22 protein-coding genes are annotated in these 25754 nt (G+C 71.0%); 11 read left to right on the plus strand and 11 right to left on the minus strand.

Annotated features, from left to right (window positions below; genetic code table 11):
* The first annotated feature begins 71 nt into the window (after window positions 1-71).
* On the plus strand, window positions 72-1136 hold the full coding sequence (locus ACIHAA_RS18505; RefSeq protein ID WP_399818319.1) for a biotin/lipoate A/B protein ligase family protein: 1065 nt from the start codon (window positions 72-74) through the stop codon (window positions 1134-1136).
* Between the two features lie 33 nt (window positions 1137-1169).
* On the opposite strand, the gene ACIHAA_RS18510 is transcribed toward ACIHAA_RS18505, so the two are convergent.
* Complete coding sequence (locus tag ACIHAA_RS18510) at window positions 1170-1628, minus strand: hypothetical protein (protein WP_399818322.1); 459 nt, start codon at window positions 1626-1628, stop codon at window positions 1170-1172.
* 88 nt (window positions 1629-1716) lie between these two features.
* Window positions 1717-2298 carry a GNAT family N-acetyltransferase gene (locus tag ACIHAA_RS18515; RefSeq protein ID WP_399818324.1) on the minus strand — a complete coding sequence of 194 codons (582 nt, stop codon included), beginning with the start codon at window positions 2296-2298 and terminating at the stop codon, window positions 1717-1719.
* A gap of 713 nt (window positions 2299-3011) precedes the next feature.
* Between ACIHAA_RS18515 and ACIHAA_RS18520 the strand changes: the two genes are divergently transcribed.
* From ACIHAA_RS18520 to sbnA, 5 genes are read left to right on the plus strand one after another with little or no spacing between them, the layout of a single operon-like run.
* Entirely contained in the window at window positions 3012-5621 is a 2610-nt protein-coding gene (locus ACIHAA_RS18520) for a Pls/PosA family non-ribosomal peptide synthetase (protein WP_399818326.1), read from the plus strand.
* An 11-nt stretch (window positions 5622-5632) separates the two neighbouring features.
* Window positions 5633-8896 carry an amino acid adenylation domain-containing protein gene (locus ACIHAA_RS18525; protein ID WP_399818328.1) on the plus strand — a complete coding sequence of 1088 codons (3264 nt, stop codon included), beginning with the start codon at window positions 5633-5635 and terminating at the stop codon, window positions 8894-8896.
* Window positions 8897-8937: 41 nt separating this feature from the next.
* Window positions 8938-9942, plus strand: coding sequence for a TauD/TfdA family dioxygenase (locus ACIHAA_RS18530; RefSeq protein ID WP_399818330.1), 1005 nt, complete (start codon window positions 8938-8940; stop codon window positions 9940-9942).
* Window positions 9939-11009, plus strand: a complete 1071-nt coding sequence (sbnB, locus tag ACIHAA_RS18535; protein WP_399818331.1) for a 2,3-diaminopropionate biosynthesis protein SbnB — start codon at window positions 9939-9941, stop codon at window positions 11007-11009. Before ACIHAA_RS18530 ends, sbnB begins: the two co-directional genes overlap by 4 nt.
* Window positions 11010-11046: 37 nt before the next feature.
* Complete coding sequence (gene sbnA, locus ACIHAA_RS18540; protein WP_399818333.1) at window positions 11047-12075, plus strand: 2,3-diaminopropionate biosynthesis protein SbnA; 1029 nt, start codon at window positions 11047-11049, stop codon at window positions 12073-12075.
* A gap of 60 nt (window positions 12076-12135) precedes the next feature.
* Here sbnA and ACIHAA_RS18545 read toward each other — a convergent pair whose 3' ends face one another.
* The 3 genes from ACIHAA_RS18545 to ACIHAA_RS18555 all read right to left on the minus strand — a co-directional run bounded on the left by ACIHAA_RS18545 (window position 12136) and on the right by ACIHAA_RS18555 (window position 15641).
* On the minus strand, window positions 12136-13788 hold the full coding sequence (locus ACIHAA_RS18545; protein WP_399818567.1) for an MFS transporter: 1653 nt from the start codon (window positions 13786-13788) through the stop codon (window positions 12136-12138).
* A gap of 107 nt (window positions 13789-13895) precedes the next feature.
* Complete coding sequence (locus ACIHAA_RS18550) at window positions 13896-14363, minus strand: MarR family winged helix-turn-helix transcriptional regulator (protein ID WP_399818336.1); 468 nt, start codon at window positions 14361-14363, stop codon at window positions 13896-13898.
* 45 nt (window positions 14364-14408) lie between these two features.
* The gene (locus ACIHAA_RS18555; RefSeq protein ID WP_399818338.1) at window positions 14409-15641 is read right to left on the minus strand and encodes an MFS transporter; all 1233 of its coding nucleotides are present in this window, start codon (window positions 15639-15641) and stop codon (window positions 14409-14411) included.
* Between the two features lie 289 nt (window positions 15642-15930).
* Between ACIHAA_RS18555 and ACIHAA_RS18560 the strand changes: the two genes are divergently transcribed.
* Together ACIHAA_RS18560 and ACIHAA_RS18565 are read left to right on the plus strand one after the other, a co-directional pair.
* Entirely contained in the window at window positions 15931-16608 is a 678-nt protein-coding gene (locus ACIHAA_RS18560; protein WP_399818341.1) for a hypothetical protein, read from the plus strand.
* Window positions 16609-16656: 48 nt separating this feature from the next.
* Window positions 16657-16971, plus strand: coding sequence for an ANTAR domain-containing protein (locus ACIHAA_RS18565; protein ID WP_399818343.1), 315 nt, complete (start codon window positions 16657-16659; stop codon window positions 16969-16971).
* Between the two features lie 148 nt (window positions 16972-17119).
* Here the strand turns inward: ACIHAA_RS18565 and ACIHAA_RS18570 are convergent, their stop codons facing one another.
* On the minus strand, window positions 17120-17554 hold the full coding sequence (locus ACIHAA_RS18570; protein WP_399818345.1) for a hypothetical protein: 435 nt from the start codon (window positions 17552-17554) through the stop codon (window positions 17120-17122).
* 140 nt (window positions 17555-17694) lie between these two features.
* Window positions 17695-18291, minus strand: coding sequence for a hypothetical protein (locus ACIHAA_RS18575; protein WP_399818346.1), 597 nt, complete (start codon window positions 18289-18291; stop codon window positions 17695-17697).
* 275 nt (window positions 18292-18566) lie between these two features.
* Between ACIHAA_RS18575 and ACIHAA_RS18580 the strand changes: the two genes are divergently transcribed.
* The gene (locus ACIHAA_RS18580) at window positions 18567-19664 is read left to right on the plus strand and encodes an alpha/beta hydrolase (RefSeq protein WP_399818348.1); all 1098 of its coding nucleotides are present in this window, start codon (window positions 18567-18569) and stop codon (window positions 19662-19664) included.
* Between the two features lie 61 nt (window positions 19665-19725).
* Here the strand turns inward: ACIHAA_RS18580 and ACIHAA_RS18585 are convergent, their stop codons facing one another.
* From ACIHAA_RS18585 to ACIHAA_RS18595, 3 genes are all read right to left on the minus strand, one after another.
* Complete coding sequence (locus ACIHAA_RS18585; protein WP_399818350.1) at window positions 19726-20580, minus strand: ribonuclease BN; 855 nt, start codon at window positions 20578-20580, stop codon at window positions 19726-19728.
* Window positions 20581-20945: 365 nt separating this feature from the next.
* On the minus strand, window positions 20946-22298 hold the full coding sequence (locus ACIHAA_RS18590; RefSeq protein ID WP_399818352.1) for a cytochrome P450: 1353 nt from the start codon (window positions 22296-22298) through the stop codon (window positions 20946-20948).
* A gap of 1 nt (window position 22299) precedes the next feature.
* Window positions 22300-23490: a glycosyl hydrolase family 28-related protein gene (locus tag ACIHAA_RS18595; RefSeq protein WP_399818354.1), complete on the minus strand. Its 1191-nt coding sequence runs from the start codon at window positions 23488-23490 to the stop codon at window positions 22300-22302.
* Window positions 23491-23789: 299 nt separating this feature from the next.
* Here ACIHAA_RS18595 and ACIHAA_RS18600 point away from each other — a divergent pair, with 299 nt between their 5' ends.
* Together ACIHAA_RS18600 and ACIHAA_RS18605 are read left to right on the plus strand one after the other, a co-directional pair.
* Window positions 23790-24548 carry a glycosyltransferase family 2 protein gene (locus tag ACIHAA_RS18600; protein WP_399818356.1) on the plus strand — a complete coding sequence of 253 codons (759 nt, stop codon included), beginning with the start codon at window positions 23790-23792 and terminating at the stop codon, window positions 24546-24548.
* Window positions 24545-24706, plus strand: a complete 162-nt coding sequence (locus ACIHAA_RS18605) for a hypothetical protein (protein ID WP_399818358.1) — start codon at window positions 24545-24547, stop codon at window positions 24704-24706. The genes ACIHAA_RS18600 and ACIHAA_RS18605 overlap by 4 nt, the downstream gene beginning before the upstream one ends.
* Before the next feature lie 165 nt (window positions 24707-24871).
* On the opposite strand, the gene ACIHAA_RS18610 is transcribed toward ACIHAA_RS18605, so the two are convergent.
* On the minus strand, window positions 24872-25591 hold the full coding sequence (locus tag ACIHAA_RS18610) for a hypothetical protein (protein WP_399818359.1): 720 nt from the start codon (window positions 25589-25591) through the stop codon (window positions 24872-24874).
* Window positions 25592-25754 lie beyond the last annotated feature (163 nt).

Genomic DNA, 25754 nt, shown 5'->3' on the forward strand with positions numbered 1-25754 from the left:
GCCGCCGGAACAGGGGGCCCGGCGAAGGGCGTTACGGTGACGGCGGCACAGGAACGATCAGGACGGTGGGCATGCACGGCGAGTACAAGGTTCCCGGGGGGAAACTGGTGGTGGTCGATCTCGACGACCGGGACGGCGTGCTGCGCAACGTCCGGGTCGCGGGGGACTTCTTCCTGGAACCCGACGAGGCGCTGCCCGCCATCGACCGCGCCCTGGAGGGTGTCCCGGCCACCACGGAGGCCGCCGGGCTCGCCGAGCGCATCCGCGCGGGCCTGCCCGACGGCACGGTGATGTACGGCCTGACCCCGGAGGGCATCGCGACGGCCGTCCGCCGCGCCGTCGCCCAGGCCACCGACTGGACCGACTACGACTGGCAGCTGGTGCACGAGGAGCCCCAGTCGCCCGCCCTGCACATGGCCCTGGACGAGGTCCTCACGGCCCAGGTCGCCGCGGGGCACCGGCCGCCGACCCTGCGGGTATGGGAGTGGGGCGCCCCGGCCGTCGTCATCGGCAGCTTCCAGTCCCTGCGCAACGAGGTCGACACCGAGGCCGCGCACCGGCACGGCATGACGGTGGTGCGCCGCATCTCGGGCGGCGGCGCGATGTTCGTGGAGCCCGGCAACACCATCACCTACTCGCTGTCCGTTCCTGCGTCCCTGGTGTCCGGGCTGTCCTTCGCCGACTCCTACGCCTACCTCGACGACTGGGTGCTGGCCGCCCTGGACGACATGGGCATCAAGGCCTGGTACCAGCCGCTCAACGACATCGCCACCGACGCCGGAAAGATCGCCGGGGCCGCGCAGAAGCGGATCGTGGGCCCCGAGGGCGGGCCGGGCGCGGTGCTGCACCATGTGACCATGTCCTACGACATCGACGCCGACAAGATGGTCGAGGTGCTGCGGATCGGCCGGGAGAAGCTGTCCGACAAGGGTGTCCGCAGCGCGGGGAAGCGGGTCGACCCGCTGCGGCGGCAGACCGGGCTGCCCCGGGAGGCCGTCATCGACCGCATGATCCGTTCGTTCCGGACCCGCTACGGGCTCACCACCGGCCGCGTCACCCCGCAGGAGATGGCGCGCGCCGAGGAACTGTCGGCCGCGAAGTTCTCCGCCCCGGAGTGGACCGCGCGGGTGCCGTAGCGGCGCGCGGTGTGTCCGCGCGCCGGTCCGCCGTCAGTCCCAGAGCGGGTAGCTCACCACCCGGTTGGACCCCTCCGGCCGCGCGCCGGTGTAGACGAGGCTCAGCTGTGTGAACTGCTTGAGCTGCGGATGCTTCGTCCAGGGCTGCGCGCGGTCGAGCCGCACGATCACCGGATACGAGTGGAACTTCCCCGCCGCGCAGTACGGCTTGCAGTCGTTGACCACGTTGATCCCGGTGGCCGTTGCCGAGCCCGGGTCCCAGTGGGACCAGCGCAGCGAGGAGAGGCTGTTGTTGCCGTCCCCGCAGGCGAGCAGGAAGTCGGCGGGCCGTACCTGCGTGTGCCAGACGCAGTCGACGAGCACGGCACCAGTGGGTTGTCCGGTGGTCCGGTATCCGGCGGAGGGGGCGGCCGAGGCCGTTCCGCCCATCGCCGCCGCGAGCAGGGCGACGGCACCCAGTGCGGCCGCCGTCTTCACCTTGTGGATCCGCATGTTCGCTCCTGGCCGTCCGTGCAGGCGCTTCGGTACGACGCTACGACTGCCCCGGGGGTATGCACCACTCGTACGCGCCGGTTTTTCCTCACCAGAGCTTGTCCGTCTCTCCCGGATACAGCTCGATCCGGCTGTGGTGGAACGACATCCGGCCCTGCCGGGCCCTGGCCGAGAAGAAGCCGCCCAGGGTGACCTTGTCGAAGCCGGGCCGGTCACTGGGGAACGGGTCCCCGGGCGTCCCGCCGACCAGCACCGCGCCGGGCAGCAACTGCCAGCCCGCGCGCTCGTAGAAGGCCCGGAGCGGGCGGTCGCAGGTGAACAGACCGAGGTCCATGTCTTTCGCGATCATCGCCTCCCGTGCCGCGGCCACCAGGCGTCCCCCGTGACCGAGGCCCTGCCTGTCCCGACGGGTCACCACCGTGCTCAGTCCGCCCGCGGCGTACCGGGCACCCGCATGGGACAGCTCCTTGGTCAGGATGTCCAGGGCGGCCACCACGGTCCCCCCGTCCACGAGCAGCATCGACCAGGGCCGCAACAGGGGATCGTGGGTGGGGGCACCGGCCGGGGCGGCCGGCCCGCCGTCGGAGGGCCAGGCCTGGTCCTGGAGATCGCGCACCTGGGTGCGCAGTTCGGGCGGGGTGGCCTCTTCGGGGAACGACAGGATCTGCACGCGTCGATTCTGTGCGTGTGACGGTGCGGCGCAACCGCTTTTCCATGCGGGGCCCGGCACGGCACCGGGCCGCCGTCACCGGAGCCGCCGCGCGCGGGCCCGGGTCGGCCGCCTTCCGTCCGTTCATTGGACGCTTTTTACCCCGGCTTGGCCAGGAAGTTGCCCTGCACACCACCTCCTGATTTCCCTTCACACCGTGCGATGCGCCGCCCCGGAATGCATTCACCCGTTCGGGTCAGTCACCCTGGTTTGTTCGAACGTTCACTCAACGCAACCACTTTTCCGCCCCGGAGATACCGGCCGGATTCCGCAAGTGGCCCTTGCGGGACGCCGCCGCGCCTGTACTTGTCGCGTTCGGGTCAGGTTTTCGCTGAAGGCGAAGCGCGCGGAATAAGGCGGCCCACCACGGCGAAGCCGGGACACCCGCCATTGGAGTGCTTCCGCTCTCCTCTTCGATGCTGCGAGCCCAGGAATACCGGCCCGTTGAGCGATAGGGTCGAGTTGTCGAGATCGATTCCGAGTGGCCGTGGGTTCACGACGGACCGAAACTGAAGCGCACGGTTCCCGTGATCAGACAAGTTCCGTGACCAGACAAGGGGAGTGCCACGAGTTCGTGGATTCCGGGATGGACCGGCTTCGGCCCGGGCGGCCGCCACGACATGGGTCTGGCCATCGCAGCGCGACGGCCAGCGACATATCCGCAAGGAGTTAGCATGGGAGAGAAGTCTGCCGAGGTGCTGATCCCCGGCCCGGACGAACCTCCGACCGCCAGGCACAGCAGCGCAGGCCCGCTGACCATGGAAACCGAGAGGAAACTCGCCGAGGTACTGGCTGATGTCGTGTGCGTCGACAGCGTTTCGGCGGACAGCCACTTCTTCGAGGACCTCGGTGCCAACTCCTTGGTGATGGCCCAGTTCTGCGCGCGGGTCAGGAAGGACCCGGATCTGCCGTCGGTGTCCATGAAGGACATCTACCGGAATCCGACGATCCGGAACCTGGCGGCGGCACTCGCGGACGCCATGCCCACTCCCGTCGACGGACAGCCGCGGAGGGCGCCGTCGGTGCATTCGGCGGTTCCCGCCCCCGCGGCACCGACGAAAAGAGCGAGCACCTTCTCGTATGTGCTCTGCGGAACGCTTCAGTTGCTGGTCTTCCTCGGATATTCCTTCGTCACCGGAATCGTCGCGGCCCGCGGCTACGACTGGGTTTCCGAAGGCGGGAACCCCCTCACCATCTACTGCCGGGCGCTGCTCTTCGGTGGCCTCGGATTCCTCGCCGTGTGCCTGCTCCCGATCGCGGCCAAGTGGATCCTCGTGGGCCGCTGGAAGGCCCGTGAATTCCCCATCTGGGGCCTGACCTATGTGCGGTTCTGGATCGTCAAGGTGCTGCTGCACGCCAATCCGATGATTTTCCTCGCCGGGAACCCGCTCTACGTTCTCTATCTGCGGGCCCTCGGCGCACGGATCGGCAAGGGAGTCACCATCCTCTCCCGCTCCATCCCGGTCTGCACCGACCTGCTCACCGTCGGCGAGGGCGCGGTCATCCGCAAGGACTCCTTCTTCCTGTGCTACCGGGCGCACGCCGGACTCATCCAGACCGGCCCCGTCACCCTCGGCCGCGAGGTGCTCGTCGGCGAGAAGGCCGTACTCGACATCGACACCTCGATGGGCGACCGGGCCCAGCTCGGCCATGCCTCCTCGCTGTACCGGGGCCAGTCCATCCCCGCGGGCGAGCACCGCCTCGGATCCCCGGCGTACCCCACGGACCTCGACTTCGTACGGGTCGAACCGGCCCGGTGCGGCACCCTGCGCCGGACCTGGTTCGGCTTCGCCACCCTCCTCCAGCTCTTCCTGCTGTACATCCCGCTGTTCGTCGGCGGCGCATACATGCTGTTCAGCTGGGTCCCCGCGCTCGGCAACCGGCTGGACCCGACCGACGTCGACTCCTACTCGGAGATGTTCAGCGACGCGCTGCTCATGTCCGCCGTGCTGTTCTTCGGCCTCATCATCGGCGGCCTCGCCGGGCTGTTCACCATCCCCCGCCTGCTGAACCGGGCCATCAAGCCTGACCAGGTCTATCCGCTCTACGGCTTCCAGTACGCGGTGCAGCGGGTCATCGCCCTCACCACGAACATCAGGTTCTTCACCTGGCTCTTCGGCGACAGCTCCTACATCGTCCACTATCTGCGGGCCCTCGGATACGACCTGACGCAGGTGGAGCAGACCGGCTCCAACTTCGGCACCGAAGTGGTGCACGAGAGCCCGTTCCATGTCTCCGTCGGCAGGGGAACGATGGTGGCCGACGGCCTGTCCATCATCAACGCCGACTTCTCCAGCTCGTCCTTCAAGGTCTCCCGGGCGACGATCGGCCCCCACAACTTCATCGGCAACAACATCGCCTACCACGCCGGGGCCAGAACGGGCGCGAACTGCCTGCTCGCCACCAAGGTGATGGTGCCCCTGGAGGGCGACGTCCGCGAGGGCATCGGACTGCTCGGCTCGCCGAGCTTCGAGATTCCCCGCACGGTCGAACGCGACGCACGCTTCGACCACCTCAGGGCCGCCGAGGAACTGCGCCAGAACCTGCCCCGCAAGAACCGCTACAACCTGCGCTCCATGGCCCTGTTCCTCACCCTGAGGTGGCTGCACGCCTTCGTCCTCACCGTGGTCGGCCTGCTCACCCTCAATCTGTACGGAGCGCTCGGCTACATCGTGATAGCGGTCTACCTGGCCTTCACACTCGCCTTCACCGCCGCCTACTTCGCCCTGGTGGAGCGCTGCATCGCACGGTTCCGCCCGCTGCGCCCGCAGCTGTGCTCCATCTACGACCCCTACTTCTGGTGGCACGAGCGCCTGTGGAAGGTGCCCGACCGGCATCTGATGGTCTTCAACGGCACCCCGTTCAAGAACCTGATCTGGCGGATGCTGGGCGTGCGCATCGGCCGCAGGGTCTTCGACGACGGCTGCTATGTGACGGAGCGGACCCTCACCGCGATCGGCGACGACTGCACCCTCAACATCGGCAGCAAGATCCAGTGCCACTCCCAGGAGGACGGCACCTTCAAGTCCGACCGCACCACCCTCGGCAGCGGCTGCACCCTCGGCGTCGCCGCACATGTCCACTACGGCGTGAACCTGGGCGACCACTCCCAGCTGGCACCGGACTCCTTCCTGATGAAGGGCGAGGAAGTCCCGCCGTACGCGCGGTGGGGAGGCAACCCCGCCGCAGAGCACCAGGACGACCCCGGCCGGCACCTCGCCGTCGGCCCGGCCACGACGACAGCCACCTCCGCGGCATCCGACGCCGCGCCGACGGCGAGTTGAGGAAGGCCCCGATGGAAGCGCAGCTGAACGCGGACCGGGAGTACTGGAGCCGGGTGCTGACCGCCGGTGGCAGCACCGCCATTCCCCGGTGGGCCCCCGAGCCGGTCGTCGGTGTCGCCGTGCACGAGACGGTGGTGCCCGCCGACACGGACCGGGCGGTGCGCGCGCTGGCGGACCGGCTTGGGGTGCCGCTCGCCGCGGTGCTGCTGGCCGCCCACGCCAAGGTGCTGGCCGCGCTGTCGGGCGAGGAGGACGTGGTCACGGGCTGCGCGGCCGGGACGGACGCCGGCCCCCTGCCCTGCCGCCTGACCGTGTCCCCGCGCACCTGGCGCGAGCTGGTGGGCGACGTCCACCGCGAGACGGAGGAACTCCATGCGCACCGCGGCTTCCCCGTCGCGGAACTCCGCCGGGAACTCGACGTGGCGGGGCCCTCGTACGAGGTCGTCCTCGACCCCGAGGGAAAAGGTGACGCACTCGCCGACACCACCGTGCTGGCCGTGGACTGGGACGACCGGGGCGAGCGGACACTGCTCCGGCTGCGCCACCGCACCGAGGCCCTGGACACCGCGGCCGCGGCCCGGATCGGCGACTACCACCTCACCGCACTCAGACTGCTGACCGCCGACCCCGACGCCGAGCACGCACGGCAGAGCCTGCTGTCCGCGGCGGAGGCGCACCAGCAGCTCCAGCAACTGGCCGGACCCGCCCGGCCCCTGCCCGGCCTGCGGGCGCACCAGCTGTTCGAGCAGCGGGCACACGCCCACCCGGACTCGGTGGCCGCCCTGCACGGCGACCGCACCTGGACGTACGGCGAACTCAACGCCCGCGCCAACCGGCTGGCACGGGCCCTGCTGGCCCGGGGCCTGCAACGCGAGCAGATCGTCGGCGTGGTCACCGAACGCAACCTCGACTGGCTGGCCGCGGTGCTGGCGGTGTTCAAGGCCGGGGGCGTCTATCTGCCCATCGAGCCGCGCTTCCCGGCCGGCCGGATCGAGGCCACCCTGGCGCGCGCCGGGTGCCGACTCGTCCTGACCGAGGAGGGCAGCACCCACACCCTCGACAAGGCACTGGCCATGCTGCCCGACATCGAGCGGCTGCCGGTCGACGCGGCGTACGCCGAGGACCACGCCGACACCGACCCCGGCATCGAGGTCACCCCCGGCCAACTCGCCTACATCTACTTCACCTCCGGCTCCACCGGTGAGCCCAAGGGCGCCATGTGCGAGCACGCGGGCCTGTTCAACCACCTCTTCGCCAAGATCGACGACCTCGGCATCGACGAGGGCCGCGTGGTCGCGCAGACCGCCCCGCAGTGTTTCGACATCTCGCTGTGGCAGCTGCTCTCCGCGCTGCTGGTCGGCGGGCGGACCCTGCTGGTGCCGCAGGACGTGATCGTGGACGTCGAGCAGTTCGTCGACACCCTGGTGCGCGGCCGGGCCGCCGTGGTCCAGGTCGTGCCCTCCTATCTGGAGGTGGTGGTCTCCTACCTGGAGCAGCACCCCCGGCAGCTGCCGGACCTGACCTGTGTGTCCGTCACCGGCGAGGCACTCAAGCGGGAGCTGGTCCAGCGCTGGTTCGCCATCCAGCCGGAGATCCGGCTGCTCAACGCCTACGGCCTGACCGAGACCTCCGACGACACCAACCACGAGATCATGGACCGGACACCGGAACGGATCCTGCTCGGCCGCGCCGTCAACAACGTACGGGTCTACGTCGTCGACGAGCAGCTGTCCCTGGTGCCGCTGGGCGCCCCCGGCCTGATCGCCTTCTCCGGAGTGTGCGTGGGCCGGGGCTATGTCAACGACCCCGAACGCACCCGCGAGGCCTACCGGGACGATCCGTACCGGCCGGGGGAGCGGCTCTACCTGGGAGGCGACTGGGGGCGCTGGCACCCCGGCGGAAAGCTGGAGTTCCTCGGGCGCCGCGACAACCAGGTCAAGATCCGCGGCTTCCGCATCGAGATCGGCGAGATCGAGAACAACCTGCTCCAGGTGCCCGGCGTACGGGACGGCGCGGTCGTCGTCGCCGAGCTGGCGGGCCGCAGCGCCCATCTGATCGCCTTCTACACAGGCCGCTGCCAGCCCGCGGACGCCCTGCGCCAGACCCTGAACGCCGTGCTGCCCGCCTATATGGTCCCCTCGGCCTTCCACTGGCAGCAGAGCCTGCCGCTCACCGCCAACGGCAAGATCGACCGCAAGTCCCTCACCCTGCTGGCCCAGCGGACCGCCTCGGCGGTGGAGGACGGCCCCGCCGGGAAGAACTTCCAGGCGCCGCGCACCTCCGCCGAGCGCAGGCTCGCCGCCGCCTGGGCCGAACTGCTGGGCGTCCCCCAGGACCACATCGGGCGGCAGGACCACTTCTTCGACTCCGGCGGCACCTCCCTCACGGCGGTGAAACTCACCATCGCGCTCGGCCGGACGGTGTCCCTCAAGGACATCACCCGCCATCCGGTGCTCGCCGATCTCGCCGCCCTGCTGGACGGCGCGGAGCGGCGGCGCCCCGAACTGCTCCAGCCGCTGTCCGTGCCCGAGGGCACGGCGGACCGGGCCCTGGTCTGCTTCCCCTACGCGGGCGGCAACGCGGTCAACTTCCAGCCGATGGCCGCGGCCCTGGCGGGCAGCGGGACCGCGGTCTACGCCGTCGACCTGCCCGGTCACGACCTGGCCGCCCAGGACGAACCCTTCGCGCCCCTGGCACGGGTGGTGGAGCGGGTGGTCGCCGAGATCACCGCACGCGGCCTCACCCGGGTCATGCTCTGGGGACACTCCTCGGGTGCCGCCCCGGCACTGGAAACGGCGAGGAGGCTGCGGGAGGCCGGAACCGAGGTCCTGCGGGTGTTCCTCGGCGCCCAACTGCCCGGCACGGCCGACGAACGCCGCTCGGCCGCCGCCGAGCTGACCGGACGGACCAACTCCGGCATCGCCGCCATGCTGACCGCCGACAGCGGCTACACCGAACTGGGCGAACTCAGCCCTCAGCACGCCGAGCACATCGGCGCCGCCTACCGCCACGACTGCCTGTCCGCACACCGCTACTTCCTCGACGCCCTGGAGAACCCGCCGACGGCGAAGCTGCCCGTCCCGGTCACCGTGGTCGTCGCGGCCGACGATCCGTACACGCCCGGCGCCGCCGAGCACCACCGCGACTGGCAGCTTCTGGCCGACCACGTCGACCTGCACGAACTCCCCGACGGGGGCCACTACTTCCCGCGCACCCGACCCGCCGAGGCAGCACGGGCCGTCCTGGGCGCAGCCGAGCTGCTGCCCTCTTCCTGAGCCTCCCGAGTCTCCCGAGGCGCAAGCGAAAGGAAACCGAGATGTCGTCCTCTTCCCCGGCATCACTGCTCGAGGCGGAGCTTCTGCCGGACAGACCCCCGGTCCTGCACATCGATGCACCCGGCGATCCGTCCGGCTGGGCGGCCGAGCACCGCGACGCGCTGCGGGCCCAGGTCACCGAGCACGGGGCGCTCCTGGTCCGCGGCCTCGGACTGCGGGAGACGGACCAGGTCGGCGCCGTCTTCGCCGCCCTCGCCGGCGACCTGATGACGGAACGGGAGGCCTTCGCCCCCCGGCAGCGCCTCGGCCAGGGCCTCTACACCTCCACGGCCTGGCCCGACAACCAGCCGATGTGCATGCACCATGAACTGAGCTATGCGCTGGACGTCCCCGGACTGATGCTGTTCGCCTGCCTGAACGCGCCCGCCCAGGGCGGCGCGACCGCCGTGGCCGACGCGGAGGAGATGCTCCGCGCCCTGCCCGCCGCACTCACCGAACGCTTCGCCCGCGAGGGCTGGCTGCTCACCCGCAGCTACAACGACGAGATCGGGGCCTCCCTGGAGGAGTCCTTCGGCACCGGTGACCGGGCCGCCGTCGAGCGCTACTGCCGCGACCACGCCATCGACTTCGCCTGGGGGCCCGACGGTTCGCTGCGGACACGCCAGCGCCGCAGGGCCGTGGTGGACCACCCGGTCACCGGCCGCCCCTGCTGGTTCAACCAGATCGCCTTCCTCAACGAATGGACGCTGACCCCGGACGTGCGGGAGTACCTGGTCGACGAGTACGGCGCGGAGGGACTGCCGTTCAACACCCGCTACGGCGACGGCACTCCCATCGGCGAGGACGTGGTCCAGCTGATCAACAGCACCTATGAGCGGCACACCCGGCGCGAGCCCTGGCAGCCCGGCGATCTGCTGCTCGTCGACAACATCCGCACCGCACACAGCCGCGAGCCCTTCACAGGGGAGCGCCGGGTGCTCGTCGGCATGGCCGAACCGCAGCGCCCCTCGGCCGACGGCACCCACCCGGAGGTGAGCCCGCGATGACGACCATGCGGTCCCCCGCGACCCAGCCCGCCGTGCCGCCCCGGGCCCCCGCCCCGACCTTCGCGGTGATCTCCGGCGGACAGGTGCAGCAGGCCCTCGCCGGGCGCGAGAGAGAGATCGTGGACCTGATCGAGACCACCTACCGGGTGCACGGCGCCGGGGACTCGGTCAACCCGGCCTCGTACTTCCTGCGCTTCCCGGACCGCCCGGCGGACCGGATCATCGCCCTTCCGGCCTCCATCGGTGGATCCGTACGGGTCGACGGCCTGAAATGGATCTCCAGCTTCCCGGGCAATGTGTCCGCCGGTCTGCCGCGGGCCTCCGCGGTCCTGATCCTCAACGACCCCGCGACCGGCTACCCGCTGGCCTGCCTGGAGAGCTCCATCATCAGCGCCACCAGAACCGCGGCGTCCGCCGCGCTGGCGGCGGACTGGCTCAGCCGCACCCGGACCCGCCCCACCCGGGTCGGATTCTTCGGCGCCGGTCTGATCGCCCGCTACATCCACTCCTTCCTCGCCGGAACCGGCTGGGAGTTCGACACGATCGGCGTGCACGACCTGTCCGCCGACAGCGCGGCCGGATTCTCCGGCTATCTGCGGGAGTCCCCGCACCCCGGGCGGGTCACCGTGCACGAGAGCGCCGAGGACCTGATCCGCTCCAGCGACCTGGTGGTCTTCGCCACCGTCGCCGCCGCGCCCCATGTCACCGACCCCGCGTGGTTCGGCCACCATCCGCTGGTCCTGCACGTCTCCCTGCGCGACCTCGCCCCCCAGGTCCTGCTCACCGCGGCGAACTACGTCGACGACGTCGAGCACTGCCTGAAAGCCGACACATCCCCTCACCTCGTGGAGCAGGCCACCGGCAACCGCGACTTCCTGGACGGAACCCTCGACGACGTCATGACCGGACGGGTCGCCCCGCCGGCCGACCGGACGGTGATCTTCTCTCCGTTCGGCCTCGGCGTCCTCGATCTCGCCGTCGGCAAGTACGTCTACGACGAAGCCGCCCGGGCCGGACACCTCCATCTCATAGACGATTTCTTCCACGAACTGCGCCGCTACGGCTGACCACGCCTTCTGTCAGCCCTGGCACCAGGAGGCCATCGTGCCCGTCATTACCGCTCCTCACGCCTTCAACGAAAGCCAGCTGTACGTCGACCTCGAGCCGATCTTCGGGCGTTCTCTCTACCTGAAGTGCGAGGGCTTCAACTTCGCGGGCTCGATCAAGCTGAAGGCCGCCATCGAGATGGTGGAGACCGCCGAACGGGAGGGGGTCCTCAAGCCGGAGTCGATCCTCGTGGAGTCCTCGTCCGGGAACCTGGGCGTGGCGCTGAGCATGATCGCCGCCAGCAAGGGATACCGGTTCCTGTGCGTCACGGACTCCCGCTGCAACCTCTCGACCCGGCTCCTGATGGAGGCGCTGGGCAGCCAGGTGCACATCGTCGCGGACCTCGACGCCAACGGCGGCTTCCTCGGTGCGCGGATCGACTACGTACGCGAGCTGTGCGCCTCCGACGACCGGTATGTGTGGCTCGGCCAGTACACCAACCCGGGCAACTGGCGGGCGCACTTCCGCACCACGGCACCGCAGATCGCCGAGGAGTTCCCGAAGCTGGACGTGCTGTTCATCGGGGCGGGCACCACCGGCACCCTGATGGGCTGCGCGCGCTATTTCCGCGAGTGGCACCGGCCCGTGCGGATCGTCGCCGTGGACAGCGTCGGCTCGGTGGCCTTCGGCGGCAAGCCGGGCCGCCGGATGATCCCCGGCCTGGGCATGAGCATGCGCCCGCCGCTGCTGGACGAGTCCCTGGTGGACGAGGTGATCCGGGTGGAGGAGGCGGACACCATCCGCGCCTGCCACCGGCTGGCCCGCCGTGGATTCCTCTTCGGCGGCTCCACCGGCACGGTGGTCAGCGGGGCCATGGACTGGCTGAGCCACCACGACACCCGGGGCCTGACGGCGGTGGGCATCGCCCCGGACCTCGGCGAGCGCTACCTCGACACCATCTACCAGAGCAATTGGCTGGAGGCGCTCTACGGCGACCGGATCCTCCTCGACCCCGACGAGCCGGTGAAGGATCCCCGGGGCGGCGAGCCCAGAACGCGCGCGTCGCGGCGGCGCCCGGAAGCGTAGACCCCTCGGTGCCGACGGCGGCCGCCTTCCGGGCGGCCGCCGTCGGCACCGAGCGGGAGGTCAGGCGGACGGGGTCTTCCCGAGGCGTACGGCGGACGACGTGTCCTGGGGCGCCGGGTCCGGCGCGGCCGGGGTGTGCCTGCCGCGCAGTGCCGAGGCGACGGCGGAGACCAGGGCCATGCCCGCGGCGACCGAGAACACGATGGCCAGCCCGTGGTGGAACGGCCCGGCCACCAGGCGCGGGAAGAACTCATGGCCGGTCAGGACGGCACGCTGGGCCGCCGGGAGACCGTCCAGCGTCCCGCCGGAGGCGAGCAGATGCTGGATGGGGTTGTTGCCCAGGAACGTGGCGAACAGCGTGCTGACCGGCGGCAGTGACGCCGCCTGCCCGGCCGCGGCCGCCGGGACACCGTGCGCGGTGAGCCCGGACCGGAGGGCGGCGGGCAGCGACGACGCCAGTCCGGAGACCATCAGCGAGAAGAACACCCCGATGGACAGGGCGGTGCCCGAGTTCTGGAAGGTCGAGCGCATGCCCGAGGCCACGCCCCGGTATTCCGGCGGCACACTGCCCATGATCGACGAGGTGTTGGGTGCGGAGAACATGCCCTGGCCCAGCCCGTTGAGCAGCAGCAGCGCCGCGAACAGCCCGTAGTCGAAGTCGATGGGCAGGGCGAGCAGTCCGAGGAAGGAGGCCGCCACGAGCAGCAGTCCCGCGGTGGAGAACATCCGGGCACCGAAGCGGTCCGAGAGATAGCCCGAGACGGGCCCGGCGATCAGGAAGCCCAGCGTCAGCGGCAGCATGAAGACACCGGCCCACAGCGGGGTGTCCTCGAACTTGTAGCCGTGCAGGGGAAGCCAGATGCCCTGGAGCCAGATGATCAGCATGAACTGGAGCCCGCCGCGCGCGATCGAGGTCAGCAGGGCCGCCAGATTGCCCGCGGCGAACGCCCGCACCTTGAACAGGGCGAGATGGAACATCGGCTCGGCGACACGTGTCTCCACCCAGCAGAAGAACAGCAGCAGGGCGCAGCCGCCGGTCAGCCCGCCGAGTACCCAGGGGTTGCCCCAGCCGGTGGCGCTGGAACCGTAGGGCTGGATGCCGTAGGTGATGCCGGCGAGCAGGATGCCCGCGCCCGCCGCGAAGGTGATGTTGCCCAGCCAGTCGATGCGGCCGCGGCGGCCCACCGAGGTCTCCCGCAGGCTCAGATACGACCAGACGGTCCCGGTGACACTCACCGGCACGCTCACCCAGAACACCGCCCGCCAGTCGACGGCGGCGAGCAGCCCGCCCGCCAGGAGGCCGAGGAACTGCCCGGCGAGCGCGGTGATCTGGTTGATGCCGAGGGCCATACCGCGCTGCCGGGCGGGGAAGGCGTCGGTGAGGATGGCCGCCGAGTTGGCGGTCAGCATCGATCCGCCGAACGCCTGCACGATGCGCCACAGGATCAGCCACAGGGCTCCCGCGCCCGCCCGGAACGGGTCCAGGGACAGGGCGATGGACGCCCCGGCGAAGATGAGGAAGCCGAGGTTGTAGATCCTGACCCGGCCGAACATGTCGCCGAGCCTGCCGAGGACGACGACGAGGACGGCCGACACCAGCAGATAGCCGAGGATCATCCACAGCAGATAGCCGATGTTGCCGGGCGCGAGCGGGTCGAGCCCGATCCCGCGGAAGATCGCGGGCAGCGAGATGATCACGATGGAGGCGTCCATCGTGGCGATCAGCACACCGAGCGTGGTGTTGGACAGGGCGACCCATTTGTAGCCGGGGCCCGGGGGCAGACCCTGTCCGCGCGCGGAGCGCAGGGCACCGAGGGCGCTCACAGCCGCGCCGCCAGCCGGTCGAGGAGCGGCAGGGCCGAGGCGAGCGTCTCCCGCTCCCCGGCCGTGAACTCCTCCAGTACGGCCGAGAGCCGGTGGACCGACTCGGAGCGGCGTTCCGCCAGCATGGCCCGTCCCTCCTCGGTGATCGCCACGACGGCCCGCCGCCCGTCGGCGGCATCGGGGGTACGGCGGACCAGCCCGCGCTGCTCCAGTCCGGCGAGGGTGCTGGCCATCGCCTGCGGCCGTACGCGCTCCAGCTCGGCGAGTGACCCGGGGGAGCCGGGGCCGTCGGCGGCGAGCCGGGCGAGCACCGACACTCCGGAGAGCGTCACATCGCCGACGGCGTGCGCCTGGCGCAGCCGCCGGGTGATCCGGCCGACGGCCAGCCGCAGCTCGGAGGCGATGGTGCCGGAGTCCACCGCGACGGCGGCGCGATCGGGACCGGTGTCGTTGTCTACCTTCACAAGTACTAACGATAGGTTTATCAGTGTGGACTGTTCAATCAAGTGTTAGTAATGGCCGGGCCGCCGGTTCACGCGATACACATCGGGGACGCACAGATTCAGCGCGACCGCGGCGGCGATGAGCGCGGCGCAGCCCAGCAGCACCGTCCTGGTGTCCCAGACCCGGGCCGCGAGGGCGGTGAGGAGATAGCCGAGCGGGATGGCGAGCCGTTCCCCGACGCCGTTGAAGGCGCTCATCCGGCCCTGCTCGGCCGCCGGTACATGCTGCTGGAAGGCCGTGGTCCAGGCGACGATCGTGATGTCGAGCCCGACCCCCGCGAGCACGGCGGACAGCAGCACCACGGGCAGCGGCAGGCCCGTTCCCAGGGCCGTCAGAGGCAGGACGAGCGCGGCGCCTCCCGCGACCGCCACGGCCAGCAGCCGCCGCGGCCTCCAGCGCAGGCACACCAGGGTCCCGGCCAGCAGCCCCCCGGCGAAGGACGCCTGAACGAGCCCCCAGCCCCGGGCCCCGCCGTAGAACCGTGCGGCGACCAGCGGACCGAGGAGCTGGAACCCGGCGAGCCAGGCGGCGACCAGCACCGTTCCGGCGGCCGTGTACGTCCACAGCCAGGTGCGCGACCGGAAACCGGCCCAGCCCTCGCGCAACGCGCTCAGCGCGCCGCCGACGGCCGGGGGCGCGTCCAGCCGCAGACCGAGGAGCAGCAGGGCCGCGGCGGCGAAGGTGAGGGCGTCCCAGGCGAGGGCCCAGGCGGGACCGTACGCAGCCACCACAAGGCCGCCGGCCACCGGGCCCGCCACCCGGACCGCGTTGCCCGGCAGCCGGAGCAGCGCGTTCGCCTGCTGGAGGTGGACCGGAGGGACCAGCTGGCCGACCGCGCCCTGCGCCGCGGGCTGGATGAAGGCCACTGCGATTCCCGAGACCAGTCCGCAGAGCGCGATGGACGCCGTGGTCGCCAGGCCGGTGCCCACCGTCGCGGCCAGGACACCCTGGGCGGCGGCCGCGAGGAGATTACCGAGAAAGAGCATCCGGCTGCGCGACAAGCGGTCCGCGAGGACCCCGCCCGCGAGGAGGAAGAGGATCGTCGGCACCGCGTTGAGGGCCAGCACCAGCCCGAGGGACCCTGCTCCGGCCCCCTGCCCGATGACGGAGTAGGCCAGGGCGAGGGGCGCCATCGCCGACCCGGTGGCCGACACGAGGTTCGCGAGCCCGTAGCGCCGGAAGGCCTGGATGCGAAGGGGCGCAAGACGTGGTGGCTGCATGCCCGCGGTGCTCTTCATGATCCCCCTCGGTACCGGCGAAACGAGCACCCTAGTGCGTACGGGACGGGCACGGCGAGAGGCCGGGCGTGACCCGGGTGAGGGGGGCGGAAGGCGTCCGCCTCGCGCCGTTTGCCCGACCCCGTCGGGGTTACCCGCCTCCCGTGAAGCCGACGAACCACCTGCTCAGGAGTGCCACAACGACCATCGGCTTCCGCAGATACCGATAGGCGTCGATGGGTCCACAGGTCCGGTCGCAGGTCCGGTCCATGCGTTCCGTGGGCGTCCCCCGGGCGAGGAAGGTGCTGCCGTGGACAACGCGACGGCGGGAGGCGAGCGGGCGGCCACCCGGCTGCGCTTCGACGGCTGGATCGCCGGGATCGGCACCGCGTCCGGCACCCGGGTGGTGGTGGGCCACTGGCTGCGTTCGCCGTTCGGTGCCTTCAGCGATGTGATGCTGGAGCGGCGCGACGGGCACCGCCTGCTGCTGGCCCCCTCCGCGCGGACGGCCCACTTCATCGCCGGTACCTACTCCTTCGACGAGGTACGTGTGGTGCCGGTCGGCGCGGTGGCCACCGGCCGGGACTGGACGGTCACCGCCGACTCGCTGCGCATGCGTTTCGCCCTGGGCCGCCGTGGCCTTGTCGGGCACCTCCTCCGTGCCGTGCCCGGGCCGCTCGCCGCCCGGCCCTTCTGGGCCGCATGGGTGGCACTCCCGGCCTGGCTGCTGCTGGGCGCCCGCACCTGCGGCAGTGCGGGCGGCGGGCGCTACGAGTGGTACGGGGCGAGGGACCTGCTCCCGATCACGGCCGCCGCGGTCCGCTACGGGGGCGAGGACCTGGGCGCCCTCGCCCCGGTCGAGCCGCCGGTGCGGTTCGGGTTCGGTTCCACCCCTCGGGGGCCCTGCGCCGTGCGGGTCACCGCCACGGTCGCCGTCGGCCGCGACACCGTGCCCCCGTCCGCCGTGCCGGGCCCGGGAGCCCGCTGACGGAGCGCCTGACTCGTGCGCGGAGTCCTCCTGGGGGAAGGTGGAACTGTGACAGCAGGTGCCACCGGCCTCGCGGACGAGTGCGAGCGGCTGCGGACGGAGAACCGGCAACTCAAACGTGCCGTGGACTCGCACGCCCTGGTCGACCAGGCGATCGGCGCGGTGGTCGCCCTCGGCCGGATTCCCCAGGAAGAGGCCTGGGAAGTGCTGAAGGACGTCTCCCAGCACACCAACACCAAGATGCGGCTCGTCGCCGAACACATCCTCAAGTACGCCCAGGGCGGCGACCTCCCCCAGCCCGAACTGGAAGAATTCCGCCGCGCCCTGGACCGCAACAGAATCGACTCCCACAGCGGGCCCTGAGGCCCGGACGGCCGTCGGCAGGGACGCCTCCACGGCCCTGGCAGCGCGGAGCCGTTGCCGCCGCACTGCCAGGGCCGTTGACGCCGTACGGCACGAACGGACATGACACCCCTTCCGCGCCCCGGAGTCGGGGCGCGGTGCCGTCCGACTAACCGAGGCTGCCGCCGAACCGTCCGTTCTCGGCTTCCGCGGCGGTGAGTTGCAGCGTGCCGCGGTGGGATACCTCTACTTTGTAGAACTTCTCACCCTTGGGGACGTCCGGGACGTTGACGTCGAAGGAGCAGTCGCCGCCTTCGTCGTAGCGGGAATTGCTCAGCGCACCGGTGGCGATGACGCTTCCGGCAGCGCTGTACACCGTCACGGAGGTGCCGTCGCTGATGTCGTCGTAGCCGCTTGTCCCCCCGCAGCCTCCGGTGCCGTCGGGGACGACACTGTCGGTGAGGTCGAAGGTGCCCTTCAGTGTGAAAATGCCCGGGTCCACGGGCCCGTTGGCGGCCGTGATGGCCCAAGCCCCGCCGACGATGCCGGCGCCGACGGCGAGCCCCAGGAGTCCGGCGGCGAGCGGGCTGAGCCGTGTGTTCACCGGCCTCGGTGCGAGTGAGTCCGGAGGCGCGGTGAAGGGTGGTGGGGTTGCGGGCTGTGGCGGAAGCTCGGTCATGATCCCCCCTGGGATGTCGGAACGGGCGGGCCCCGACTCACGGCAGACGGGGCCCGCAGGCGATGTCAGTCCCAGCCGCCGAGGAGGCCGGAACTCAGCTGTGCGTCGCAGATGTTGTAGCCGCCGGACGCGTGTCCCTTCTTCGTCCTGCCGTCGATGGTGACGGAGCAGTTGATGTCGCCACCGCCGCTGAGCTGGCCCATGACGTCGAAGTACATGGCGTCCTTCTTGACCGGCAGCGTCGCCTCGAAGGTCCCGTTCGCGAAGTGGCCCTGACGGCTGTCGCTGTCGCTGCCGTAGGTGATGTCGACCCCGCCCGGGGCGGTGCCCCAGATCTTGAAGACGGCGGTCTTCTTCTGCTTGTTCCCGGTCTTGGGCTTGGTGTTGCCCTTGTCCTCCGCAGCGGGCTTCGCGTCTTTCGGCGTGCTGGAGGCAGCGGCCTTGGAACCGCTTGTGTCACTGGATTTGCCGCCTCCGGCGGCTGCCGCGACGACGGCGATGAGGACGAACAGGGCGACGACTCCGAGACAGCCGAAGCCGACGATCTTCCCGGCCTTCGACTTCTTCGGAGGCTGGGGCGGGGGCGGAGGGGTGCCGTACCCCTGCTGCTGGGGGTTGCCCCAGTCGGGTTGCTGGGGCTGCGGGTATTGCTGCTGGCTCATGGTCCCCCCTGGGAATGGGCACTGTGTGGTGCACGTGTTTGAATGGTGAATATCCTGTGAAGGTGCCGAGGTTCACCTGAAGTAATCGGATCGTGACAAAAATCGCTCCCTCCAGTACATGAACGACCCTGCGGCGGAGGGCGCCGTAAACGGTTGTGTGGGGGTGTTCACTCGTGCGGGTGTGTGGTGCCACCCCTTTGGACCGGTCCGGCGGGCCCGGTGGTGGTGGGCGCTTGAGGCTCGCTGCGGAAGACCCCCTCGGAAGGAGGACGTCCATGAGCGCCATCCGACGCTCCCGCCGCCTGCGCAGGCCTCTGTCCGCCCTGACGGCCCTGGCCACCACCGCGGCCCTCGCCGTCGCCGTCCCGGCCCTGGCCACCCCGGCCGGTGCCGCCGCCAAGGAGACCTGCGGGGACCCCCGGCAGAAGCTGGAGCCGACCGCCCAGGCGTTCCTCGACAAGCTCGCCAAGGCAGGCGGGACGCCGATCCAGGATCTGACGCCCGCGGCGGCGCGCAAGTCGCTCCTGGACCTCCAGGCGGCCTACCCCGTCGCCAAGCTCCCGGCCGACATCACCGAGCGCACCATCCCCGGCGGCCCGACCGGTTCGGTGTCGATCCGCATCGTGCGACCGCACGGCATGACCGGCAAGCTGCCTGCGGTGATGTACTTCCACGGCGGCGGCTGGGTCCTCGGCGACGCCTCCACCCATGACCGGCTCGTCCGGCAGATAGCCAACGGCGCCAAGGCCGCGGTCGTCTTCGTCAACTACACGCCCTCGCCCGAGGCCAGGTTCCCGACCGCCAACGAGCAGGCCTACGCGGCCACCCAGTGGGTCGCCCGGCACGGCGACGAGATCAAGGTGGACGGCTCCCGGCTGGCCGTGGCCGGGGACAGCGTGGGCGGCAACATGACCGCCGCCGTCACCCTGATGGCCAAGCAGCGCGGCGGCCCCAAGCTGGCCCAGCAGGTGCTGTTCTACCCCGTCACCAACGACGACTTCAGCACCCCGTCCTACCGGCGCTTCGCCACCGGGTGCTGGCTGACCGCGGCGGGCATGAAGTGGTTCTGGAACCAGTACGCGCCCGACACCTCGGTCCGCGGCAGGCCCACCGCGTCCCCCCTGCGCGCCACCATGGGCCAGCTCAGGGGCCTGCCCAAGGCACTGGTGATCACGGACAGCGATGTGCTGTCCAGCGAGGGCCGCGACTACGCCGTCAAGCTGAGCGCGGCGGGCGTCCCGGTCACCCAGGTCCACTACGCGCACATGATCCATGACTTCGTCATGCTCAACGGGCTCGCCGACAGCCAGGCCGCCAAGTCCGCGGTGGCCCAGGCCAACGCCGCCCTGCACAAGGCCCTGTACGGCGGCTGACCGCGTCGGCCTCCCCGCAACGGCCACCGCCCGACCGCCGCGGGGAGGCCGGGCGGTGCCCTCACTCGGGGACCGTCGGCTGTCGTCCGGAGTGGGCCTCGTGTACATGGCGGCCCAGCAGTGGGCCCCCGAAGACGACGAAGCCGACCCCGATGAGCCAGGACTGCACGATGAGGACGGTGCCCACCGTGCCGTAGGAGACGGCGTTGTTCACGATGAGCGGGGAGAAGACCTGGTAGGAGAACCAGCGCAGGCCCACCAGGCCCAGCATGGTGGCCGTCGCGCCCGGCAGCAGGGCTCGCCAGGACACCCGGCTGCCCAGCAGGAAGTGCTGGCCCCACCAGAAGAACAGCAGACCGAAGACGACGGTGAGGGTGATGCGGACGGAGGACTGCACCATCCCGCCCCGCAGCAGCGCGCCGCTCTGCACCTCGGCGAACAGATAGGCCGTCAGGGCCGCCAGCCAGACGGCCCGGCGCCACACCGTGTGCCAGCGGCCCGCGGGCAGATCCCACACCCTCTCGTAGCCCGTCTGGACGCTGGAGGCGAAGGTGAGCCCGAACAGCGCCAGGGCGAGGACACTGAAGGCGCTGGTGGTGCTGAGCACCTTGCGGGGTGCGGCGAACAGGTGGTCGACGGCACCGGCGGGCCGTCCCGTGAGGCTCATGCCGTCGGTCACCCAGGAGGCGAAACCGCGCTGCTGGAAGGGTGCCGCGGCGGCGACGACGATCAGCAGCGGCGCCAGGGTGACCAGGGCCAGGGCGGCGAAGCCCATCGAGCGGTGCATCAGTTCCATTTCGCGGCCGTGCTGCCAGAGCCCTCCTGCGGGCGAGTGGTGCCAGCGGATGTGCCAGCGGGCATGCCGTGCGCGGTGCTGGGGCCGCTCGTGCGGGGGCGGGCCTGCGGAACCCGTCATGGGTGCCCCGTTCCCCGCGGCGCCCGCCGTCGAAACCCGCTGTTACCGCTGATCACCCCGACAGTGCGGGGAAGCGCCGGGTCTCCGGCCGTTCGGCGGCACGCCCGGACGGCCGGAAGGCGGGAGCGAGGACGGGGTGGTGCGAGGGGGCCGTTCGGGTGCGCTAGAATCGATCTTGCGTACGGCACCGAACTCCGGTCCGCGCCGCACGCGTTGGTGGTCCAAGGAAAGACGCCCCGCTTCCTGCGGGGAGATGCAGGTGCAAGGCCTGCCCGGCGCTCCGCACGACCCCGTCCCCGGTACCTCCGGGGGCGGGGTCTTCTGCATGCCCGGGTCGGGCGCTGCCAGGGGGCGGGTGCCGGTCCTCAGGGGCGGTCCCGCGGAGTGACCCGCAGGGGCAGCGCGTTGGGCCTGATCTGCACATGCTCCACGGCGCGGACCCGGTGCCGGGGGAGCGGATGGAGCCGCCAGCGGGTCATGACCGCTCCCAGGATGATCCGCATCTCGTGCCAGGCGAAGGTGTCCCCGATGCACTTGCGGTTACCGGCGCCGAAGGGGACGTAGGCACCGCGCGGCAGGTCGCGCTCTCTGCGGGACAGCCAGCGGTCGGGGTCGAAGCGCAGGGGGTCCGGGAAGGACACCGGGTCGCGGTGAAGCGCGGCCGCGCTGAGGATCAGCTCGGCGCCCTCGGGGAGGGCGACCGACCGGATCGAGGTCGGCCGTGCGGTGCGCCGCATCATCAGCCAGTTCGGCTGGTACAGCCGCAGCACCTCGGTCAGGAAGCGGTCCGTGTACGGGGTCGGGGCGCCGAGGTGGTCGGCGAGACCCGCGGCCCGGGCCTCCGCGCCGATCCGCTCCTGGGACCCGGGGTCGGTGCTGAGGACGTGCAGTGCCCAGGACAGGGTGGTGGCGGTGGTCTCGGCGCCCGCGATCAGCAGGGTGAGCAGTTCGTCGCGGGCCTGTTCGTCGCTCATGAGCGGGGCGGCGCCGTCCGTGCCGCCCAGCATGAGGGACAGCAGATCGCCGTCGCCCGCGTGGAGCCTGGCGTGGTGGACGGCGCGTTCGGCCAGCGAGCGCAGGGTGGCGGCGGCGGTGAAGAAGCGTTTCCGGCCCCGGGTGGGCAGGGCGGCCACCCGGGCGGGCAGCACCGTGTGCAGAAACATCCCCTTGGTCAGGGCGTGCAGATAGGCGGGGACCTTCTCGCCCATCTCCGCGAGGTCCCGGGGGATCTCGTACGACGACGAGAACAGGGTGTGGATGATGACCCTGGACGCCAGGCGGCGCATCTCCTCGTCGAGTATGACGACGGATCCCGGACACCAGCCCGCGGCGGTCTCCTCGGCCAGCGCGGCCATGGTGGGAGCGTAGGCGGCGATCCGGGCGCGGTGGAAGCCCGGCTGGAGGATGCGGCGCTGGCGCCGGTGGAAGGCGCCCTCGGAGAGGGCGATGCCATTGCCCATGAAGGGGCGCGCCGTCTGGAAGAGGAGCCCCTTGCCCAGGTCCCTGCTTCTCTCGGTGAGGCTCTCGTGGACGGCCCCCGGCGAGTTGAGGACGAAGGCCGGCCGGTTGCCGAGGAGGATCCGGACGACCTCGCCCTGGGGGCGCAGGGAGTCGAAGAACCGGGAGCGGCTCGCCGCGAGCTGCGGCAGATGCCCGAGGACCGGGCAGCCGCGCGGTGCGACGGGGGCGGCGGGGATCAGATCTGCTTTGCGTAACACCTCAGTAGCCTTTGACGAAGTCGACGACATACCACTTGTTCTTTTCCGCGTTGTGGACCGCGGTGAGGAAGTCCCTCCTGTTGGCCCCGGTGGAAAGGGTCACCGAGGAGATGGTGGAGCCCAGGCCGGGGCCGAGGGTGAGGGTGCGGTTCCCCGTGGCGTCCTGGACGAGTTCCCACACGGCGCGCTGTCCGTCGGTGGGGTGGGCGGGGGTGCCGAGGGTCCGGTTGCCGCCGAGGGTGACCCGGAAGTGACTGCCGAGCGCGGCGTCCGTGGCGATGGCCGGGGCGTCGGTGAGCGCCACCGGAGCGGGGTCCAGCTTGGCGTCGACGTAGTCCTTGCGGGTGAGGTGCTGGTCCTGGGTGGGGACGGTCCCGCCGGACACGGTCCCCTCGTAGAGCGCGGACCCGGCGCCGTAGACGAAGCCGGTGGCCACCGAGCCGCCCGCGGTGTCGTTGGTGATGTTGGTGTAGCCGTAGCCGTCGTAGCCGGTCCCGCGGTCGACCGCGGACTCCGCGCCGCAGCCGGAGAAGGCGATGCCCTGGCTGCCGGTGCCGGTGACCTCGTATCCGATGCCGCAGTGGTCGGCCGCGCAGCCCACGAAGGAGCAGTAGGCCATGGTGTCGATGCGGAAACCCGCGTTGGTGACGGTGTCCGCATAGCAGGACAGGAAGGAGCAGCTGGTGCCCGCGGCGTGGCCGGGGACGCCGTGGATGTTCCACCCGTGGTTGCCGTTGTTGGCGGAGGTCACTCCGGTGAAGGTGGAGACGATCGGATTGGACAGGTCGATCCCGGTGTCCCCGAAGAACTTCACGGTCACCCGGGAGAACGCCAGGGAGACGGTGGCGGGGTTGGCGACCCGGGACAGCACGATGCCCTTCCCCGTGCCGCTGCCGGGGCCCTGGAAGGTGAGGTCCTCGATGGTCAGCCGGGTGATGTCGGTGCCGGTGAGGGCGTGATGGGCGGAGCTGGACTGGGAGATGACGGAGGCTCCGTCGCTGACGCCCGCCAGCACCGTGGACGACCGGGCGACCAGGGGGGACGAGATCTTGTAGGTGCCGGCCGGGAAGACCACCGTCCCGCCGGTGGGCGGGACGGCGTTGAGGGCGCTCTGGACGGCGGTGGTGTCGTCGGTGCTCCCGTTTCCGGTCGCACCGTAGTCCAGGACATTGGTCCAGTAGCTACTGGCCACGATGACTCCATTCCATGCTCTCCCGCGGAGGGGTGCGCTCCGGATTCGGGGCGAGAGGAAGGTGAATCGGTAGGTGCGTGCGACCGGATGGAGGGACACGGGTCCGAACAGCGCTTTACAGTGTGAAAACGCCTGGGTTCCCTCGGTTATGTTAACGGCGCCGCCGAGCGGCCGTAAAGGCCCTTGACCGAGAATCCCGTGGGGTTTCCACGGTCGGACAGCCAGGGGAAATCGAGTGGAAATACTGCGTCCAGACGCCCATTCGGAACACGCCGTCCAACCCCCTTTCCACCTGGGCATTGTCGCCGCCCACCGCCCCGGTTCTGGTCGCCGTCATTCCGGCCCATAACGAGGAGGCGTACCTTCCGTTGGCGATTTGCTCCATCAAGGCGCAGCGGAATCCCGTAAGTCGGATTGTCGTAATTGCCGACCGGTGTACCGACCGTACGGCGGACATCGCACGCGAGAACGGCTGCCAGGTCGTCGAGACACCCGCCTCCGACCATCTGAAGGCCGGAGTACTCAACGACGTTCTCCCGGAGCTGCTGAGCGGACTGGACGACACCGACCTGGTACTGATCACGGACGCCGACTCCAGGATCTGCCCGGAGTTCACGGCGGTCGCGCTGCGCCGGCTGGGGACGCGGCCCGAAGTGGGCGCGATCGGGGGCGTGTTCTACGGCCAGGACGGAGCGGGACTGCTCGGCGCGCTCCAGCGCAACGAGTACGCGCGTTACGCCCGCGAGGTCGGGCGCCGAGGCGCCCGCGCCACCGTCCTCACGGGCACCGCGACCGTCTTCCGGGTGCGGGTGCTGCGCGCGGTCGCAGCGGCCCGCGGCACCCGGCTGCCGGGCCGGACGGGCTGTGTCTACGACACCGGCGCGCTGGCCGAGGACAACGAGATCACCCTCGCCGTACGGCACCTCGGCTGGGCCACCCTCTCCCCGCGCCAGTGCCGCGTCGTCACCGAGATCATGCCCACCTGGGGGGACTTCGTGCGGCAGCGCCTGCGCTGGCAGCGCGGCGCCCTGGAACCGGTGAGGAGAGACGACCGATGATGCACGGCAAGCCGACCCAACTCGCCGCGTCCGCGGGCACCGTGACCAGTCCGCTCCTGCTCACCACGGCCTACCGCCTGTGGTGGGTCGTCATGACCCTCACCCTCGCAGCCGCCGTGGCGGCCGTGTGCCGCCTGCTTCTCCGCAGGATGGAGTAGCGCCTGCCGGGCCCGGACGGCCGCGTCGTACGCGCGGTTCGGCGGACCGTCCCGCGCCCCGCCGCCCGGGACGGCTCCGTCCCCTGCCGGTGTGCATGGCGGGGCGGCCGTCTGCCCGTGTCCATGGCGGGGCGGCCGTCGGGCCGACCGGCCCCGCGCCGGCCGCTACTGGCCGCTGCCCGCCGCCGGTGCGGCCGCCCGCAGTCCCGTCCCGTGCACACCGGAGCCGATCCGGCCGTCCGCGGCCGTGCGGTGGCCGGACCAGGGCTGGTGGCTCTGAAGTCCGGTCAGATGCGCGGGAGCCGGGGCGGAGGGGCCGTAGGTGCGGGTCGACCGGCCGCCGCCCGCCGTCGACTCGGCGAGGGTCAGCGCAAGCTGCTCGATACGGTTCTCCAGCGTCCGCAGCAGTTCCTCGTCCCGGTGGCGCAGCTCTCCCAGCAGGTCCATGGCCGTCTCGTCGTCGGCGAGCGCGGCGATGCTCTCACCGGCCCGGCAGGCGGCCAGCGACTGTGCGGCGGCGGCGTACTCGCACTCCGTGACCCGCAGCATCTGGCGGTCGGTGGCCGGTCGGCCGCCGAGCAGCACGCCGTCCGCGATCATCGCTCCGGCCTCCAACGGGATGCGCGCGGCGCGGACCGCGACCGACGCCAGGGTCCTCAGGACGGCGGTCGTGTCGTCCAGCAGCCGACGGGGCCGCAGAAGGCGGACATGGTCGTCGATGCGGTCGAGGTACCCCCGTACGTCGGCAAGAAGGTGTTCCAGTGTGTGGCGCTGCGGATGGGCGGGAGTGACAGCCAAATCCGCCCGCACCATGTGGATCAGGGCGGCATGGGTCTTCCGGGCGTCCTGTAGCACCGGAATGAGCGCGTCCGTCGTCACTGCCATTGCGCTTGCTCCCTTGTGTGGGTCGTGGGACGGCAGGAGGGGCGGACCCGCCTGTGGAGCGGATGTCCGCATGGGCCGGCCCCCGGGATCAGCGTGTGCGAACCCGCGCCGGAGCGCGCGGCGGCCTCGTCCGTCCCGGGTGCGGCCGAGGGGGTTTCCTCGT

Origin of the sequence: Streptomyces sp. NPDC052040 (assembly GCF_044548405.1) — a bacterium.
Lineage (GTDB): Bacteria > Actinomycetota > Actinomycetes > Streptomycetales > Streptomycetaceae > Streptomyces.